The organism is Chryseobacterium sp. Leaf405 (assembly GCF_001425355.1).
Classification (GTDB): domain Bacteria; phylum Bacteroidota; class Bacteroidia; order Flavobacteriales; family Weeksellaceae; genus Chryseobacterium.
This window is the reverse complement of sequence record NZ_LMQN01000018.1, coordinates 48,788-69,211: the sequence shown is the minus strand read 5'-3', so window position 1 is coordinate 69,211 and position 20,424 is coordinate 48,788. Positions and strand designations below refer to the sequence as shown.

The 20,424-nt window shown below is 38.3% G+C and carries 11 protein-coding genes; all 11 read left to right on the top strand.

Translation table 11 applies throughout. The features are described from left to right. The first annotated feature begins 5 nt into the window (after window positions 1-5). The 11 genes from ASG22_RS18330 to ASG22_RS18280 all read left to right on the top strand — a co-directional run bounded on the left by ASG22_RS18330 (window position 6) and on the right by ASG22_RS18280 (window position 20,398). Window positions 6-1,949: a RagB/SusD family nutrient uptake outer membrane protein gene (locus tag ASG22_RS18330; protein ID WP_055987772.1), complete on the top strand. Its 1,944-nt coding sequence runs from the start codon at window positions 6-8 to the stop codon at window positions 1,947-1,949. An 86-nt stretch (window positions 1,950-2,035) separates the two neighbouring features. Then, a complete protein-coding gene (gene uxuA / locus ASG22_RS18325) occupies window positions 2,036-3,214 on the top strand; it encodes a mannonate dehydratase (protein ID WP_055987771.1) in 1,179 nt (392 codons plus the stop codon). 31 nt (window positions 3,215-3,245) lie between these two features. Beyond that, complete coding sequence (locus tag ASG22_RS18320; protein WP_055987769.1) at window positions 3,246-4,061, top strand: SDR family oxidoreductase; 816 nt, start codon at window positions 3,246-3,248, stop codon at window positions 4,059-4,061. A gap of 183 nt (window positions 4,062-4,244) precedes the next feature. Next, window positions 4,245-5,957 (top strand): glycoside hydrolase family 43 protein, encoded by a 1,713-nt coding sequence (locus ASG22_RS18315; protein ID WP_055987767.1) that lies wholly within the window; start codon window positions 4,245-4,247, stop codon window positions 5,955-5,957. A gap of 29 nt (window positions 5,958-5,986) precedes the next feature. Next, window positions 5,987-7,600 (top strand): glycoside hydrolase 43 family protein, encoded by a 1,614-nt coding sequence (locus ASG22_RS18310; protein WP_055987765.1) that lies wholly within the window; start codon window positions 5,987-5,989, stop codon window positions 7,598-7,600. 141 nt (window positions 7,601-7,741) lie between these two features. Further along, entirely contained in the window at window positions 7,742-8,611 is an 870-nt protein-coding gene (locus ASG22_RS18305; protein ID WP_055987762.1) for an alpha/beta hydrolase, read from the top strand. A 245-nt stretch (window positions 8,612-8,856) separates the two neighbouring features. Continuing rightward, window positions 8,857-10,233 (top strand): glycoside hydrolase family 43 protein, encoded by a 1,377-nt coding sequence (locus ASG22_RS18300; protein ID WP_055987761.1) that lies wholly within the window; start codon window positions 8,857-8,859, stop codon window positions 10,231-10,233. Between the two features lie 2 nt (window positions 10,234-10,235). After that, window positions 10,236-12,179, top strand: a complete 1,944-nt coding sequence (locus ASG22_RS18295) for a glycoside hydrolase family 97 protein (protein ID WP_055987759.1) — start codon at window positions 10,236-10,238, stop codon at window positions 12,177-12,179. A gap of 49 nt (window positions 12,180-12,228) precedes the next feature. Then, on the top strand, window positions 12,229-14,757 hold the full coding sequence (locus ASG22_RS18290; protein ID WP_055987757.1) for a glycosyl hydrolase 115 family protein: 2,529 nt from the start codon (window positions 12,229-12,231) through the stop codon (window positions 14,755-14,757). An 83-nt stretch (window positions 14,758-14,840) separates the two neighbouring features. Further along, on the top strand, window positions 14,841-17,591 hold the full coding sequence (locus ASG22_RS18285; RefSeq protein ID WP_055987755.1) for a T9SS type A sorting domain-containing protein: 2,751 nt from the start codon (window positions 14,841-14,843) through the stop codon (window positions 17,589-17,591). Window positions 17,592-17,770: 179 nt separating this feature from the next. Then, the gene (locus ASG22_RS18280) at window positions 17,771-20,398 is read left to right on the top strand and encodes a glycoside hydrolase family 3 C-terminal domain-containing protein (RefSeq protein ID WP_055987753.1); all 2,628 of its coding nucleotides are present in this window, start codon (window positions 17,771-17,773) and stop codon (window positions 20,396-20,398) included. Window positions 20,399-20,424 lie beyond the last annotated feature (26 nt).

Below are 20,424 nucleotides of genomic sequence, written 5' to 3'. Positions count from 1 at the left end.
AAATCATGATCAAGTTCAATAAAAAAATAGTTATAGGAGCATTCTTCTTATCACTTTGCTTATCCAGCTGTAATGAGATTCTGGACGAGCAGCCAAGATCAAATTATACAGTTGATTATTTCAACACTCCCGATGGGGTTACAGCAGGTGTTACATCTTTATATAGAAGTTTACGCTTATTGTATGGTAATGGTTACTTTATGAGTAATTGCCAGAATGGTACCGACGAATCTACCTGGGCGCAAAGTGCGGATGGAAACTTCAAGGAACTGGATTTTTCAGGAAATGGTAATGTTACGTCGGCCTCTTTTCCACCCAGTATGATTTGGGGATCCGTTTTTCCTTATATAAATACAGCAAATGGAATTGTAGAGAGAGGTCCACAATTTGGGGTGGCAGAAGCATTAATTTCGGAAGCAAGATTCTTCAGAGCATTTGATTACTTTATGCTTGTTCAGACTTATGGAGGAGTACCATTGGATTTGGGAGCCGGGGAGCTTGCACTCAATGTCAATGCTGTAACAACTTCTAAAAGAAATACTGTTCCGGAGGTTTATACAAGAGCAATTTTCCCTGACTTGAAAAAAGCAGTAGATAATTTACCCGCTTCTCCTAGAGTAACTGGAGGAGTAACTAAGAATGTAGCAAGACTGTTTTTAGCTAAAGCTTATCTTTCTTATGGATGGTGGCTGCAGAATCCTAACGGTATTCCAACTTATCCGGAAACTCCTAGAACTGATCCGGATGGTCATAATGCACAATGGTATTTTCAACAGGCTTATGATGTAGCTATGCAGGGAATTAGTACTCCTGGTCCATATTCTTTACAACCTACATTCTATGATGTAAATGTGGGTTCAAACGACAGAAATAACGAATGTATGTTATATGCAGATCATACTCAGTCCAGCGTATTTTATAACGAATCAGATCCTGTTGGTTTCGGTTCTGGATGGGCTCCTGATAATTTTGCTGCCTGGATGCAGACATGGAATTATACAAACCTGAAAAGCAGCAGTTCTGCAACAAGCTGGGCGGCTGTAAGTTCTGTACAGCGTGCTGCAACACAGTCGCTGGGACGTCCATGGGCTCGTATGTGCCCTACAATCGGTGTTATTCAGAATACATTTGCTGATAAAACAACAGACTCAAGATATGATGGAACTTTCGTAGCTACCTACAGGGGTAATTGGGACAAAGCAGGCATTACTAATCCTGTTCTGTATAACGCCAATAGTTTACCTGTGCAGCCGGGAGGAGCTGTTTTAAGCTTTCTTAATGATGACTCCCAAACCCCGACTTATCCTTCAGATGCAGGACAAAACGGTGTTGGTGCAGGAGTATTGCCTGGAAGAGCAGACTGGGTAGTTGCACCAAACGGAATAAGCAGAATTGTTTATCCTGGACTATGGAAAATCGGAACCTACCGTACGGATGATCCAAATGGATTAGGCTATCCAAATGCAGGTTTGACAAGACCTTTCAACGTGGCAAAATTCTCTGAGTTCTATTTTATAGCGGCAGAAGCAGCAGTAAAAGGAGCATCAGGAGCAATGAGTGCAAGAGATCTGATTAATGTCATCCGTGCAAGAGCAGGAAAATGGAAGTTTAATAATGCTCAAAATACTACTTATATTGCTGATAATAGCTCAGCCATGATCGCAGCAACTCCTTCAAATATTACGATTGACTATATCCTTGCAGAAAGATCCCGTGAATACTATGGTGAATTTTACAGATGGTATGATTTGGTACGTACGCAGAAATGGGGAGAATATGCTGCTACTTACAAAATTGGAGGTACCGCTTATGGAAACCATACGCCACAGACAGTGACACGTAATATTCAGCTATTCCACTACCTGAGACCAATTCCACAAGGACAGATAGATGCGATGAGTGGAGCATCTGCTGAAGAGAAAGCAAAATACCAGAATCCTGGATATTAATTAATTTTATTCTACATTCATATTAACAACAAAGTAGGTGTTCAGATACACCTGCTTTGTTTAATAAATAAAAATTAAAGACAATTATGGAAAAAACCTGGCGTTGGTTTGGAAAAAATGATAAAATTAAATTACAAACTCTTCGGCAAATTGGAGTAGAAGGGATTGTTTCTGCACTGCACGATATTCCTAACGGAGAAATCTGGAGTTTAGAGGCTGTTAATGATTATAAAAACTATATAGAAAGTCACGGGCTTCGTTGGTCTGTAGTTGAAAGCCTTGCCGTGAGCGAGTCTATCAAATACGGAGGCAAAGACAGAGACCAACTGATAGAAAACTATATCAAAAGTCTCGAAAATCTGGGAAAATCAGGTATTACCACGGTTTGCTACAACTTTATGCCAGTTCTCGATTGGGCCAGAACAGACCTTTTTCACGAATGGGAAGACGGCTCATCATCTTTATATTTTGATAAAGCCAAATTTGCCTATTTTGAAATTCATATTCTGAAAAGAAATGGAGCAGAAAACGATTATAATCCCGAAATTCTCCAAAAAGTACAGGAATTAAAAAATACTCTGACAGAAGCAGATAACAACGATTTGATAGATTCAGTTATTGTAAAAACACAGGGATTTGTTAATGGAAATATCAAAGAAGGAGATTTAAATCCGATTGAAAAGTTTAATAATTTGTTGGCTTTATATAATGGGATTGACAAGAATCAACTTCGAGAAAATTTAAAATATTTCCTCGAAAAGATAATGCCTGTCTGTGAAGAATGGAACATCCAAATGTGTGTTCATCCAGACGACCCACCGTTTGCTTTGCTTGGTTTGCCAAGAATCGTGACCAATGAAGACGATATCGACTGGTTCCTGAACGCTGTCGATAATCCACACAACGGATTAACATTCTGCGCAGGTTCGTTAAGTGCCAATCTTCAGAACGATGTTCCAAAATTAGCTCAAAAATATGCCCACAGAACAAAATTTGTTCACCTCAGAAGCACCAACGTTTTTGAAAACGGCGATTTTATTGAGGCGCACCATTTGGGTGGAAGAGGAAAATTAATTGACGTTATCCGAGTATTTGAAAAAGAAAATCCGGATTTACCAATGCGAATCGACCACGGAAGATTGCTGACAGAAGATGTTGATAAAGGCTACAATCCTGGGTATTCTTTCTTGGGAAGAATGTTGGCGTTAGGACAAATCGATGGTGTAATGGCAACAGTGCAATCAGAATTGCAAAAAAATAATTAGAGGCATATTTGTAATAAATTTTAAAGTAAAAATGAAAGAAATGTTTAGCATAAAAGATAAAGTTGCAATTATTACAGGTGCTTCAGGAGTTTTGGGAGGAAGCTTGGCTAAAAGTTTTATTGAAGCTGGAGCTAAAGTTGTGGCGCTCGGTAGAAATCAGGAAACTTTGGATTCTCGTGTTAAAGAATTAACAGATTTAGGTGGTGATGCTTTGGCTGTTGAAGCTAATGTTTTAAATATCGAAAACCTTGAAGCTGCTTCAAAGAAAATTATTGAAAAATATGGCAGAATAGATATTTTGCTGAATATCGCAGGAGGCAATATTCCTACCGCGACTTTATCTCCCGAGCAGTCTTTTTTTAATATGAATATAGATGGATGGGATGAGGTAACCAATCTCAACATCAACGGAACAGTTTATCCAAGCTATGTTTTCGGAAAAGTAATGGCAGAGCAGGGAAGCGGAAGTATTGTTAATATTTCTTCGATGGCGGCTTATTCTGCAATCACAAGAGTGGCGGGATATTCTGCTGCAAAATCTGCAATTACCAATTTTACCCAATGGCTGGCTTCAGATTTGGCATTGAAATATGGAGATAAAATTCGTGTCAATGCAGTGGCACCAGGATTTTTCATTGGTGATCAAAACCGTGCAATTTTAATAAATCCTGACGGCTCTTTAACCGACAGAAGCAAAAAAGTAATCGCCAAAACACCAATGCAGAGATTTGGTGAAGTGCAAGAATTGAATGGAGCCGTACAGTTTCTCTGTTCAGATGCCGCAAGTTTTATCACTGGAGCATTACTGCCTGTTGACGGCGGTTTCAGTGCATTCAGTGGAGTGTAATTTTAGTTAATTTTCTTCATATAGTTAAGACCTTAGCTATTTTTTTAGTTAAGGTCTTTTAATTTTTTTGTTTTGCAATTCACAAAAAATTGAATTAGTATCGAAGAAACGATAATTAAATTCATTCATCTTATTCTGACGGAAATAAATACCTCAAATAAAACAACAATTAAAAATATAATAATGAAACAGAAACTAATGCATTCGATTTATTTAAAACATAACATTCTTGCAGCAGTTGCTTTTCTGTCTGTGAGCAGTATGTCAGCACAGACTTTCTCGGATTTCAACTACCGTGGAAACGACAAAATATACAGCGACAATCCTTTAAAATCAGACGAATTCTATTCTCCGATTTTGCAAGGCTGCTATCCAGACCCAAGTATTACCAAAAAAGGGAATGATTATTATTTAGTTAATTCTTCATTTTCAATGTTTCCCGGGGTTCCGATTTTTACGTCTAAAGATTTGGTCAATTGGAAGCAGGTTGGTCACGTTCTCGACAGACCTTCTCAGTTGAAAATAGAAAAAGGTGGAGTTTCTCAGGGAATTTATGCACCGGACATTAAATACAATAAGTTCAACGACACATTTTATATGATCACCACGCAGATTGCAGGCGGAGTTGGAAATATGGTCGTGAAAACTAAGGATCCTGCAAAAGGCTGGAGCGAAGTTCAGAAACTGAATTTCGACGGAATTGACCCTGCCATTTTCTTCGATGACGATGGAAAAGCCTACATCGTTCACAATGACGCCCCACCAAAAGGAACAGAGGAGTACAATGGTCACCGCGTCATTAAAATGTGGGATTACGATTTAGAAAAAGACCAGGTTGTAGCAGGTTCAGATAAAATTATCGTCAACGGAGGTGTTGATCTTTCTCAAAGACCAATTTGGATTGAAGGTCCGCACTTATACAAATTCAAAGGAAAATATTATTTGATGTGTGCAGAAGGTGGTACAGGAGGCAACCACAGCGAAGTTATTTTTATGGCAGATTCTCCGAAAGGACCATTTGTTCCGGCTAAAAATAACCCAATTCTTACACAAAGATATTTCCCGAAAGACAGAAAAGAAAAAGTAGACTGGGCGGGTCACGCAGATTTGGTGGAAGGTCCGAACGGACAGTGGTACGGCGTGTTTTTGGCGATTCGTCCGAATGTCAACAATCGTGTGAACAAAGGTCGCGAAACTTTTATTCTTCCTGTTGACTGGAGCGGAACGTATCCTGTTTTTCAAAATGGTTTGGTTCCGATGAAGCCGAAATTGAAAATGCCGGAAGGGGTGAAAAATCAAAACGGACAACACGGGTTTTTCCCGAACGGAAACTTTACCTACAACGATAAACTGACTGATAAGAATCTTGATTTCCGTTGGATTGCCATGCGTGGACCTCGTGAAAACTTCATCACTGTTACGAAAAATGGTGTGAAAGTAAATCCTATGGAAACGAATATCAAAGCGTTGGCTCCGGTTTCTTCATTATTCCACAGATTACAGCACGAAGATTTTGAAACTTCCGTAACCTTAGATTACAAACCGAAATCTGAAAAAGAATTAGCCGGAATCACTTGCTACCAAAGCGAAAGATTCAACTATGTTTTCGGAATTACGAAGAAAGACAAAGACTTTTATATTGTGTTGGAAAGAACCGAAAAAGGAAGTTCAAAACTGATTGCGAGTGAGAAAATTTCACTGTCAAAGACTGTTAAATTCCAGGCTGTTGGCGAGAAAGATAATATCAGTTTTAATTATTCTTTGGATGGTAAAAATTTCAAAAATTTGGGTGGACCGGTTTCAGGTGATATTCTTTCAACGGATGTTGCAGGTGGTTTCACAGGAAGTTTAATAGGTTTATACAGCACGTCTTCGAATGATATTGTGCCAAATTAAAACTTAAAACCAAACCAAAATACCAAACCGTGAAAATTAATAAACCATTCTATATAGTTTCCCTTTTCGGATGTATCGGGCTGAATCTCTTTTCAGCTCAGGTAAATACTGTTAGAAAACAGCAGACGACGGAATTTAAAAATCCGATTATTTGGGCGGATGCACCAGATTTGTCAATCACAAGAAACGGTGACGATTTTTATATGATAAGTACCACGATGCATCTGATGCCGGGTGCTCCGGTGATGCATTCCAAAGATTTGGTCAATTGGGAAATGTCAAGTTACGTTTTTGACAGACTAAGTGATAATTCTAAATACGATTTGCTTAATGGAAGCGTTTACGGACGCGGACAATGGGCGTCGTCTATCCGTTTTCACAAAGGAAAATATTATGTTTTATTTTCTCCTAATGATGAGCCTTTTAAATCTTATTTTTATGTTTCCGACAATCCTGAAAAAGGAAATTGGAAACTGCTGACCAGAACCAGACATTTTCACGATGCGTCTTTGCTTTTCGATGATGACGACAGAGTTTACGTATTCACTTCCAACAAAGTTTTTGAGTTGAGTCCGGATTTTAAAACCATTATAGGAGATCAGGATGGAACGGAAGTTTTTCAGAAAGATACTTCAGAAACCGGATTGTTGGAAGGCAATCAAATCATTAAGAAAGACGGAAAATATTATATGATGATGATTTCCTGGCCGAGAGGTGGAAAGCGTCGTCAAGAAGTGTACAGAGCCGATAAAGTGACTGGACCATTCGAGAAAAAAGTCATTCTGGAAGACAAATTTCTTGGATTTTCGTACGCCGGACAAGGTGCTTTGATCGACGATAAAAACGACAATTGGTATTCCCTGATTTTTCAGGACAGAAATGGAGTAGGACGTGTTCCGATTTTGATTCCCGTGAAATGGGAAAATGACTGGCCGGTTTTGGGTGACAACGGAAAAGTTCCCTTGACAGGAGAAGTTCCGCTTCCGACGTTCAAACCGAAAAATCATCTGGTGGAAAACGACGAATTTTCTGACAAAAAAATGAAAATCCAGTGGCAGTGGAATCATAATCCGGTCAACGAAGCGTGGTCTTTGTCTGACCGAAAAGGATTTTTACGACTGAAAACCAGTAGAATAGTCGATAATCTTTACCTCGCTCCAAATACTTTGACCCAAAGAATGGAAGGGCCGAAATCCACAGGTATTGTTGCTCTGGATGTCAAGGGGATGAAAGACGGTGATGTAGCAGGTTTCAGTGTATTTAACGGTGATTCCGGGATTCTGTCGGTGGTGAGGGAAGGTAATAAAAAGTTTGTCGTATTTTCAACCAATGAAGTCAGTTTAGATAATAAAACAAAGGCGGTTACAGGCGTCAAAAAAGAAGAAAAGAAGATAATTTTATTAAATTCAGACAAAGTTTATTTCAAAATTGATGCAGATTTTAACCTCGGAAAAGATTTGGCAGATTTCTCATACAGTACCGATCAAAAAAACTGGACGGAAATGGCGAAAGATTACAAAATGATTTTTGATTACAGGCGATTTTTTATGGGATCTAAGTTTGCGATTTTCAATTATGCGACCAAAAATCTTGGCGGTTTTGTAGATGTTGATTTTTTCAGAGTGAATAAAAGTTCAGAATAATAAAAGAAGAGTTAATTTTTTGGGTAGCTTATCCGTCTTCCACTCCCGCTTTTTTTGCTCGTTATTCCTCATCATAAAAAATCTTATCGGGATTATTTTTTTGTCTAAATTAATAAGTGTAAAAATTACAAATAAAAAAATATGAGAAATTCACTAATATTGACTTTCGTTTTTTTGATGTCGGGACTGTTTGTTTCCGCTCAAAATGCAGACAGACAGGCACCGCAAGGTTTCGATGTTGAGAAAAAAGATATTCCACATGGAAAAATCGATTCCGTTCAATATGAATCAAAAACTGTTGGAACCACAAGAAAAGCATTAATTTACACGCCGCCTGGATATAAAAAAAGTAATAAGTATCCCGTTTTATATCTTCTTCACGGCATTGGTGGAGACGAAAAAGAATGGTACAAAAACGGAACGCCTCAAATTATTTTAGACAATCTGTATGCACAGGGAAAACTCACGCCAATGATTGTCGTTTTGCCCAACGGAAGAGCGATGAAAGACGACCGAGCAACTGGAAATATTATGGCAAAAGACAAAGTAGAAGCTTTTGCAACGTTTGAAAAAGATTTGTTGAACGACCTGATTCCATTTATCGAAAAAAAATATCCTGTTAAGAAAGACAGAGAAAATCGCGCAATTGCGGGACTCTCAATGGGAGGCGGACAAACCCTGAATTTTGGATTGGGAAATATCGATAAATTTGCTTGGGTTGGCGCTTTTTCTTCGGCACCAAATACAAAAGAGCCTCAACAATTGCTTCCCAATCCTCAAAAAGCAAAAGAACTGAAACTGCTCTTTATCTCGTGTGGCGACCAGGACGGTTTGATGTCTTTCAGCAAAAGAACCAGCGATTATTTGACAGCAAATAAAATTCCTCATATTTTTTACATAGAACCCGGAGGACACGATTTCAAAGTTTGGAAAAATGATTTATACATCTTTTCCCAAATGATTTTTAAACCTGTAAATCAGGAAGTAAACGATTTATTAAAATCAGAATAATGTAAACCTGAAAATCCACCAAATCAAAATTTTTATTTTACTGTGTTTTTCACCAGTAGAATTGCTTCTGCCCGGCAAAATTCAGGAATCACAGGAATATTATTTCTAATGAAAATAACGGTTTCCTAATTGTGTCAATGGATGGAAATGTTGCAAACCCCTTTTTATTTAAAGGTAAAAATATCACGGTAGTAATAAAGCTTTTCAATTTCGACCATTGGAGTTTTCAGAAAAAATAAATTAATATGAACAAATTAATAAAATCAATAATAAATATCTGTATAATAGGATGTTCGGGAATATTGTTTTCCCAAAACCCCATTATTCAGACCAATTATACCGCTGATCCGGCGCCGATGGTCTATAACGGTAAGCTGTACGTTTACACCACGCACGATGAAGATGATTCCACATGGTTTACGATGAATGACTGGAAAGTTTATTCCACCAACGATATGGTGAATTGGACAGACCACGGAACGATTCTTTCCTATAAAGATTTCGATTGGGCCAAGCGTGATGCGTGGGCGGCGCAGTGTATCGAAAGAGACGGTAAATTTTTTATGTATGTTCCGATGATTAGCAAAACCAACAACAAAGGGGCGATTGGCGTTGCCGTGGGCGACAGTCCGTTTGGTCCTTTTCACGATCCGCTTGGGAAACCTTTAGTGCAAAGTGAATGGGGTGATATTGACCCAACAGTTTTTGTGGATGATGACGGACAGGCGCATATGTACTGGGGAAATCCGAAACTGAAATATGTCAAGCTGAATCAGGATATGATTTCCTATTCCGGCGATATTGTTGAAGTTCCGATGACTACAGAATCTTTCGGAAAAAGAGACGGAAAAGAAAACCCTGAAAGACCGACAAAATATGAAGAAGGACCTTGGCTTTACAAGCGAAAAAATCTGTATTACCTTTTCTGGCCGGGCGGTCCGCTTCCTGAATTTATCGGATATTCTACCAGCAAAAGTCCGCAAGGTCCGTGGAAATATGGCGGAATCGTAATGCCAACCGAAGGAAAATCATTTACCAACCATCCCGGAGTTATTGATTTTAAAGGAAAAACTTACTTTTTCTACCACAACGGAGCTTTGCCCGGCGGAAGCGGATTTACCCGTTCAGTGAGCGTTCAGGAAATGGAATTTAACAAAGACGGTTCTATTTCGCCTTTCAAAATGACGAATGGAATTACCAAAGCCATTGCGACGGTCAATCCATACGCTTTCAATCAGGCAGAAATGATTGCGTGGTCGGAAAATGTGAAATCTTATCAGAATAAAGAGGCAGGCGTTTTCATAAAAGCTAAAAAAAATGGTGCTTACACAAGTGTGAAAAATGTTGATTTCGGTAAAAAGGGGGCAACTAATTTTTCTGCGAGAGTGGGAACGACGCATAACAGTGAAGTGACGATGGACGTTCGTTTAGACGGCCTCAACGGAAAAGTAATTGCGACGATAAAAGTTCCGGTGACCGGGGGAGATGATCGTTGGGAAACCGTGAAAACCGATGTAAAGGAAAAAATTACCGGCGTTCATGATGTATATTTTGTGTTTAACGGAAAAGCAGAAAAAGATATTATGTTTTTCGATTCTTGGACTTTTCTTGAAACTCATTAATTATGACCAAATCTATTTTAAAACTATCATTCATCCTGAGCATTCTTTCGCTCAATACTTTTTCGGCGCAGGTTGCAGAAATTTCAAGTCCTGATGGAAAACTGAAACTGAATGTTTATTCTGAAAATGGAAATGCGTTGTATTCTGTAACTTTTCAGGGAAAATCAATGCTGGATAAATCTCCGTTAGGTTTGATTACCAATGAATCTGATTTTTCTAAGAATTTGAAATTCATTGAAAGCGAAAAAGACAAAATTTCCAAAAATTATACAAACGAAAAAATCAAAAAATCGCAAGTCAATTATACAGCTAATACTTTGACAGTCAATTTTACTAATGTAGATAACTTCAATATTGGAATTGAATTTCAGGTTAGCAATAATAATCTGGCTTTTAGATATGAGATTAAACCAATGAAAGACCGTCTGAGTGCTGTTGTTCAGTCAGAAATTACGGGTTACAGATTTCCTTCTCATACCACGACTTTCCTTTCCCCGATGATGAAACCTATGACAGGTTTTGCCCGAACTGCACCAAGTTACGAAAGCGGTTACAAAGCTGATGCAGAATTGGGAACAAAAGCCGATTATGGTTATGTTTTTCCGGGTTTATTTCACGTTGGAAATGATGGTTGGATTTTACTATCTGAAACGGGTGTGAACAGTTTGTACTGCGCCTCTCATCTGGATACGACTTCAGAAAAAAATCTATACAAAGTCGCTTATCCGAATATGGCAGAAAACAATGGTTTCGGAAGTACGGGAGCATCTATTTCGCTTCCGGGAAAAACACCTTGGCGAACCATCACAATTGGTGATTCTCTGAAACCAATTGTTGAAACTACGATTCCTTTTGACGTTGTAGAACCAATGTATGAACCTTCTCAAAAATACAGTTTCGGAAAATCTACATGGAGCTGGATTCTCTGGCAGGACAACAGTATGAATTATGAAGACCAAAGTCTTTTTATCGATTTAGCATCAAAACTTGGTTATGAATACATTCTGATAGATGCGCTTTGGGACAAAAATATCGGAAAAGAAAGAATGAAAGACCTCATTCAATATGCAAAATCTAAGAATGTTGGTGTGTTATTATGGTACAATTCCAACGGTTCTGCCAACGATGCCCCGATGGGACCAAGAAATAAAATGAGTTCGGCAATTGAACGAAAAAAAGAAATGAGATGGCTGAAAGGGGTCGGTGTCAAAGGCCTGAAAGTCGATTTCTTCGGTGGTGATAAACAGGAAACGATGCGATTGTATGAAGATATTTTGTCGGATGCCAATGATTTCGGCTTGTTCATCATTTTCCACGGTGCAACTTTGCCGAGAGGTTGGGAAGTAATGTACCCGAATTATGCAGGAAGCGAAGCGGTTTTAGCGTCAGAAATGCTTTACTTTTCGGAAGATGTGCGCAAGCAGGAAGCATTTTTTGCAACGTTGCATCCTTTCATCAGAAACACGGTGGGAAGTATGGAATTTGGTGGGACTTTCCTCAATAAATATTTAACAAAATCCAACAAAGACAAAAATAAGAGACACACTACAGACGGTTTCCAGCTGGCAACAGTGGTTCTGTTTCAAAATCCAGTGCAGATGTTTGCCGTGATGCCGAATAACCTAACAGATGTACCAAAACTTCAGCTTGATTTTATGAAAGAAATCCCGACGCTCTGGGACGAAACGGTTTTCATCGATGGTTATCCCGGGAAATATTCTGTGATTGCGCGAAGACATCAGAATCAATGGTATGTTGCGGGAATCAATGCAGAAAAAACGCTTAAAAAACTGAAAATCAATCTTCCGATGTTGATGGGAAAAACGGTGAAATTCATCAATGATGATGTGCAGGGAAATTCTTCTGAAAAAGAATTGAAAGTAAATGAAAAGGGTGATTTCAACGTAGAAATTCAGCCGAATGGAGGTTTTGTCTTAAGGAATTAATTAACAGTCTAAACCTTTAAGATTTCATTATTAATAAAAATAAAAGATTATGAATCGAATAAAAATATTTTTTCTCGTCACATTTTTCGGATGTTGCTTGCAGATCGATGCGACAGAACCGTTCATCAGCACAGAAAAAAAATCAGAGAACATTGTTTTAAAAGAAAAATCAGTCAATCTCTCCATTTTTACCAATTTCGGAATCGATAATGGAATTTTGAGAGCTGTTAAAAATCTACAATCCGATTTTCAGAAAGTTACGGGAACTCAGCCGACGATTTTAAATCAGATTTCAGGAATGAATTCGCCTTTGATTATCATCGGAACTGTCGGAACAAAATCAGTGATTGATGATTTAATCAAACAAAAGAAAATCGACGGAAAATCTTTAACAGGAAAGAATGAAAAATATATCATTCAGAATGTCAGCAATCCGTTTCCAGGTATTTCTGAAGCGATTGTAATTGCGGGAAGCGACAAGCGAGGAACGATTTACGGGATTTACGAAATGTCTCAGCAAATTGGCGTTTCGCCTTGGTATTATTGGGCAGATGTTCCAATTTTAGCGAAGGAAAATTTATACTTTAAAAAGGGAATGTATACCGATGGAGAACCGGCTGTGGAGTACCGTGGGATTTTCCTGAATGATGAGGAACCTTCATTGGGAAGTTGGGCAAGAGCAAATTTTGGCGGAATCAATGCTAAATTTTACGAGAAAGTTTTTGAGTTGATTTTAAGAATGAAAGGCAATTACATTTGGCCTGCGATGTGGGGAAAAGCCTTCTATGACGACGATCCTTTAAGCGGACCTTTGGCGAATGAAATGGGAATTGTGATGGGAACTTCTCACCACGAACCGATGGCTTTGGCGCAGACCGATTGGCACCGATACATCAAGAAAAATAACCTGCCGAATGTGTGGGATTATTCTAAAAATGAGAAAGTTTTGAAAGAATTCTGGAAATCAGGATTGGAGAGAAGCAAAAACTGGGAAAAACTCGTAACAGTTGGAATGCGTGGCGACGGCGACGAAGCAATGGGAGAGGGAACGAACATTTCCCTTCTCGAAAAAGTGGTGAATGACCAGCGGAAAATCATTGCTGATGTCACAGGAAGAAGAGCTGATAAAACACCACAGGTTTGGGCTTTGTACAAAGAAGTTCAGGATTATTACGACAAAGGAATGCGGGTTCCGGATGATGTAATTTTACTGTTTTGTGACGACAATTGGGGTAATGTAAGAAAACTTCCGGACCTTTCAAAACCTTTGCACAAGGGCGGTTACGGAATGTATTACCATTTTGATTATGTGGGCGGACCGAGAAATTCTAAGTGGATAAACATCAGTCCGATTCAAAGAGTTTGGGAGCAGATGAATCTTTCTTACGAACACAAAGTTGATAAGGTTTGGGTTGTGAATGTTGGCGACTTAAAACCGATGGAATTCCCTATCAGCTTTTTCCTGGAAATGGCTTGGAATCCGAAACAATTTAATTCTAAAAACCTTTTGGAATATACTGAAAAATGGTCAGCCCAGCAGTTTGGCGAGAAATACGCAAAGGAAATTGCCGAAATGATTAATCTTTATGCCAAATATAATCGCCGTGTAACACCGGAAACATTGGACAGCAAAACATTCAGCCTTGAAAATTATAATGAATTTGAAACTGTTTTAAATGATTACAGAGCGTTGGCTTTGGAAGCTTTGCGATTGAAAGAGCAGATTCCGGCAGAATATCAGGATGCCTATTATCAACTGGTTTTGTATCCGATTGATGCGTGCAGTAATTTGTATGAAATGTATTATGCCGTTGCCAAAAACAGGGAATTGGCGTCCAAATATGACTTAAAAGCTAATTATTACGCGGATAAAGTGAAAGAATATTTTGACAGAAACGCCTATCTGGACAATCAATACAACAATGTGATTGCGGGCGGAAAGTGGCAACATATGATGGATCAAATGAAAATTGGTTATAAAACCTGGGCGGACGGAAAACAAAATATTATGCCGGAAGTGACTTACGTTTATGATGATAATGCGTCCAAAAATAAAGTATTTCAGGAGAAAAACGGGTACGTTTCCATTGAAGCTGAGAATTTCGCCAGAATGAATAATTCAGACCGAATCCATTGGGAAGTGATTCCTGATTTAGGGAAAACCAAATCCGGTGTGACGACTTTTCCTCAAAATGCCTATCCGAAATCTGATGAAAATATCTATTTGGAATATGATATTAATTTTGAATCAAAAGGTGAGTTTGAAGTTCAGTTATTATTAGCTCCGACTTTAAATTTCAATCATAATAAAGGACTTCGTTATGAAATTTCTTTTGATGGACAAACGCCGGAGATTGTTAATTTCAACGGTCATTACAAAGGTGAATTGGGAAGATGGCAATCTGAACACATCATCAAATCTAATACGAAACATCAGATTTCACAACCAGGAAAACATACATTACGTTTCAGGGTTTTGGAACCGGGAATTGTTTTGGAGAAAATATTAATCAATACAGGTGGATTAAAACCAAGTTATCTGGGAGCTCCGGAAAGTGAAGTTTCAGCAGAAAAATAAAAGTTCCACACCAATCATAAAAACCAATCATAACATATTGAGTTAAATTAAAATCTATGTCAAATTAAAATCAAATTATTACTATGAGAAAAATCGTCAATTTAGTACTTGCTGCTATGACAAGTATTGTATTCATGGAGAATTTTAATGCACAGAGTACACAGAACGCAAAAGTAAAAATTGATAAGAATATTACTTATCAGAACATTACAGGATTTGGAGGATTTGTCTGCAGTCCGCAGTTTGCGTACAATCATATGACACCCGCAGAAATTCAGAAACTTTGGGGAACCGGCGCTACCGATGCGGGGTACAACATGCTGAGGTTGTATATTCCGGAAGATCCTGCCAACTGGCCACAGGTTTTAGCAACGGCACAGCAGGCGAAAGCGATGGGACTGATTGTTTTTGCAAGCCCGTGGACAATGCCAGCAGCGTGGAAAACCAATAATAATTCAAATGCAGTTTTTGTTGACGCAAACGGCATACAGCAAATAGGATATTTGAAGCCTGAACACTATCAGGATTACGCTTTGCATCTTAATAGTTTCGTGACATATCTTGCGACAAACGGCGTGACGCTCGATTATATTTCCATTCAAAACGAGCCGGATGAGATGGCGCAATATGCAGGCTGCATCTGGACACCGACGCAGATTGCAGCTTTTGTGAGAGATTACGGTCAGTTGATTAACTGCAACGTTATCGCTCCGGAAAGTGTAGGTTTTACAGATAATTACGCCAACGCCTTTTTGAATACGGCAACGATGGCTAATTTTGAAGTTTATGGCGGACATCAGTATGGAAATATGCAGTCTGTTTACAAGCAATTTCAAAATAATAATAAACAAATTTGGCAGACCGAATATCTGATCAACTGGAATTCCAATTCCAGTATTCCAGCAAGAGATTTTAGCTGGGTAATTGACGGTTTTACTTTTGCGAGAAGTGTGAATAATGCAATGTTGGGCAATATCAACGCTTGGATTCATTACGCTTCAAAAAGATATTACGGAATGATGGGTGACGGAACCAACGGAACTGTTGCCGGTGAGATGACAAAAAGAGGATATATTTTGTCTCAGTTTGCAAAAACAACAACAGGTAAGAGAAGAATTGATGCTAAGTGGGAAGTAGTCAACGGTTCACTAGAAGGATCATCCTATATTTCGCAGGACGGAAATCAGATTACATTAGTGGTCATCAATTCATCTGCGAACACTTATAACCTGAAAGCAGATCTACCGTTTTTTACAAATTCAGGAACAAGTACGACGACTTCGCAAACTTCGGATATGGCTTCAGTTCCATTTACATTTCCTGCTGACACGTTCAGACCGCAAATTACTGTGAGCCCTTCGAGTGTAATGACGTTTGTTTTTAATAAAAGTGGAGATAGACCTGTTTCAACAATGACGGGAACCGAGGTCCATTACAATAAAATTGAAACACAGACTACAACAAATCCGGCTTTTGGGACAGGCTATCAGCTATCTGGTCAGACGGTTACATTTTATAATTCTACACCTCTTATCAGTTCAAATACTACTGCATCGAATGGGTATATAGCATTAAATGATAGATATAATAAACTAATATTTAATGTTTTAAGTTATACAACAACAGGTTCCCAAAGTTCTTCAAACACAACTTTGTATTATGTTGACAGTAATGGTACACTGAGAAATTATAATTACGGAAGTGTTGCATTTCCGGCGCCGGGATCAGGCAGTTTCAATTTGGTATTTGATATTTCAAGGTCTGTTCTTCCATTTGGATGTAAAGGAATTATCGGTTTGAGAAGCGGAAACTACAGTTCTGTTTTAACACTAAATTTGGGTGACGTTTACTTTAATGTAGGAAACGAAAGAGCTTCAAAATTCGAATCCGCATACACTTCGACTGATAGTAATCTGATGGATGCACTAGAAAATGAATATTACACGTCATTAGATTTTAGAAATGTTACCGGAATTAATTCAACATCAAATTGGATAAATGCTTCTCAAAATCTAAACAGTTTGTTTTATGTTAATAATTCTGTAGCTAACAGCAATACAAACGTCGTTTCCGGAAATATCTGCAACATGCTTACGTTATCTGATTCAGGGAAAGATTTTCAGGTTCCGTTTAATTTTTCGGCGACTGCAGCTACTTACAGCAGAGTTTTCGGCGGTTATGAAGTATTATTGTTGCCTTTTGAAGCAAACATTCCTTCAGGCGTGAATGTTTATCTAATGTCACCAGGTTCTACAGGAATATCATGTTCAGCCATTTCGGGCGGAACAATTCCTGCAAACACCCCGGTACTTATCAATGCAACAGGAAATGTTACTTTTACAGGTACGGGTAATGTTTCTACGCCAAAAGCAATTGCGGTAAACCAGATGAATGGCGTTTATCAAACCATCAGGGTTCCGGCTAACAGTTACGTTTTAAAAACAGAAGGAGGCGTGACGGGATTTTACAAAGTTTCGGCGGGAAGTGAGCCAATGATTAATCCTTTCCGTGCATATCTTACAGAAGAAAATGTGTATACAGCTGCCATGCTTCCTCTTAATTTCTCTGTATTAGCCGTAGAAAATAACAATCTACAAAAAGATGAGGTTAAAATATATCCAAGTCCTGCAAAATCAGAAATTTTTGTTGAATTAAAAGCAACAGACGCAACTGCAAATATTTTCGATTCAAGAGGTGGAGTAATAAAATTCGGATTGAAAATGACAGCAGGAAAAAATCGTATCGACATCAACGAATTTTCTGCAGGTACTTATTTCATCGAGGTTTCTTCTAAAGGCACGAAAATAATTTCACAGAAATTTATTAAACAGTAATATTTAAATCAATTAATTCTCCAAAGCCATCAAAATCAATTTGGTGGCTTTACGTTTAAGTAAATATAAGTGTTATTTTTACATTTATTTAAAATGGAATCTTATATTTGTTTTATTGCAAAAAGGCAAAATCTGCTTGCTTTTACAAAAACATTAACTTAGAAATTTTCACTAATCTCATGAAAAAACTTTTCTTAAATATATCGATTTTCGTCTTTGCCATATCATCGGCACAAACTTTCAAATATCCTTTCCAAAACCCAAATCTTCCCGTCGAACAAAGAATTGAAAATCTTCTCGGATTATTAACGGTTGACGAAAAAATAGGAATGATGATGGATAATTCCAAAGCTGTTCCCCGTTTGGAAATTCCGGCGTATGGTTGGTGGAACGAGGCACTTCACGGCGTCGCAAGAGCAGGAACAGCTACCGTTTTTCCTCAGGCAATCGGGATGGCGGCAACCTGGGATGTTCCTGAACATTTGAAAACATTTGAAATGATTTCTGATGAAGCCAGGGCAAAATATAATAAATCTTTCGATGAATCCAACAAAACAGGACGTTACGAAGGTCTGACTTTTTGGACACCGAACATCAATATTTTCCGTGATCCCAGATGGGGAAGAGGTCAGGAAACCTATGGCGAAGATCCTTATCTGACTTCCGTTTTAGGCGTTGCAGCAGTAAAAGGTCTGCAGGGAAATGACCCGAAATATTTTAAAACCCACGCCTGCGCCAAACATTTTGCCGTTCATAGCGGTCCGGAATGGAACCGACATTCTTATAACGCAGAAGTTTCCAAAAGAGATTTATACGAAACGTATCTTCCAGCATTCAAAGCATTAGTTTTAGAAGGAAATGTGAGGGAGGTGATGTGCGCCTACAATGCATTCGACGGACAGCCTTGTTGCGCCAACAATACTTTATTGACAGAAATTCTCCGTGGAAAATGGAATTATGACGGAATGGTCGTTTCCGATTGTTGGGCGTTGGCAGATTTTTATCAGAAACAATACCACGGAACGCATCCTGACGAAAAAAGCACGGCAGCAGATGCTCTGAAACATTCCACAGATTTGGAGTGTGGCAGTACCTATAATAATTTAAATAAATCGTTGGCAAGCGGTTTAATCAAAGAAAAAGACCTCGATATTTCAATGAGAAGAATTTTGAAAGGTTGGTTTGAATTAGGAATGCTCGACCCGAAATCTTCAGTGCACTGGAATTCCATTCCATACACCGTTGTAGATTCTGAAGAACATAAAAAACAGGCATTGAAAATGGCACAAAAATCAATTGTGCTGATGAAAAACGATAAAAATGTTTTGCCTTTAAGCAAAAATATCAAAAAGATTGCGGTTGTCGGTCCAAACGCTGATGACAGCTTGATGCAGTTAGGAAATTACAACGGAACACCTTCCTCGATTGTAACGATTTTAGATGGAATTAAAACCAAGTTCCCAAATGCCGAAATCATTTATGAAAAAGGAAGTGAAGTGGCAGACCCATCGTCCAGAACTTCATTGTACCAAAATTTCTTAAGCCAGAAAAACGGCGAAAAAGGAATGAAAGTGGAGTTTTTTAATAACAATGAATTCAAAGGAAAATCTGCCAATATTTCAGTCAATAAAACAGGAATCAGCTATAACAGTTTTGGAGGAACTCAACTTGCACCTAATGTTGGCAGAGAAAATACTTCGGCAATTATTTCCGGTGTTTTTAAAAGTTTATACACTGGTGATGTTATCTTTTCTGCTTCAACATCAGATGTTTACACACTTTTTGTTGATGGGAAAGAAATCGCAACCAGAAAAGGTCCTGATGCAAGACATCCTTCAGAATTTCCTGTAAAAATGGAAAAAGGAAAGGAGTATAACATTGAATTGCGTCACACTCAAAAAGGAAAATATGTAAGTATCACTTTCGATGTTTACAGAAAAGACCCTGTGAATTACGCTTCAGTAAAGGAAAAAGTGAAAGGTGCTGATGTTATCATTTTCGCAGGTGGACTTTCGCCAAGTCTTGAAGGTGAAGAAATGTTAGTGAGTGCAGAAGGTTTCAAAGGTGGCGACAAGACATCCATCGAGCTCCCTAAAGTTCAGCGTGAGTTGTTGGCAGAGTTAAGAAAAACCGGAAAACCTGTCGTTTTTGTGTTGTGTACGGGAAGTTCACTTGGCTTGGCACAAGATGAAAAAAATTATGACGTATTATTAAATGCTTGGTACGGCGGACAATCCGGTGGAACGGCCGTTGCGGATGTGTTAGCGGGCGATTACAATCCGTCAGGAAAATTACCGATTACATTTTATAAAAATCTGGAACAACTTGATAACAATCTGTCAAAAACCAGCAAACATCAGGGCTTTGAAAACTATGATATGCAGGGAAGAACTTACCGTTATATGACAGAAAAACCTTTGTATGCTTTCGGTCACGGTTTAAGTTACTCTAAATTTAATTATGATGATGCCAAATTGAACAAAAACACCATTAATACAACTGAAAATCTAACGATTACCATTCCTGTTAAAAATATTTCGAAACGTGATGGTGAAGAAGTAATTGAGGTTTACATAAAAAGAAATAACGATCTTTCCGCTCCTGTAAAGACTTTGAAGGCTTTCGAAAGAGTTTTCATCAAAGCCGGTGAAACGAAAAATTTTCAGCTTACTATTTCTAATGATTCGTTCAAATTTTATGATGAAAAAGTGGATGATTTAGCTTCAAAAACAGGAAACTATACCATTTTCTACGGTGGAACTTCTGATGAATCAGGTTTGAAAAGTCTACAATTACAGGTTAAGTAATTTCTGAAAACGATCCTGAATCTTTT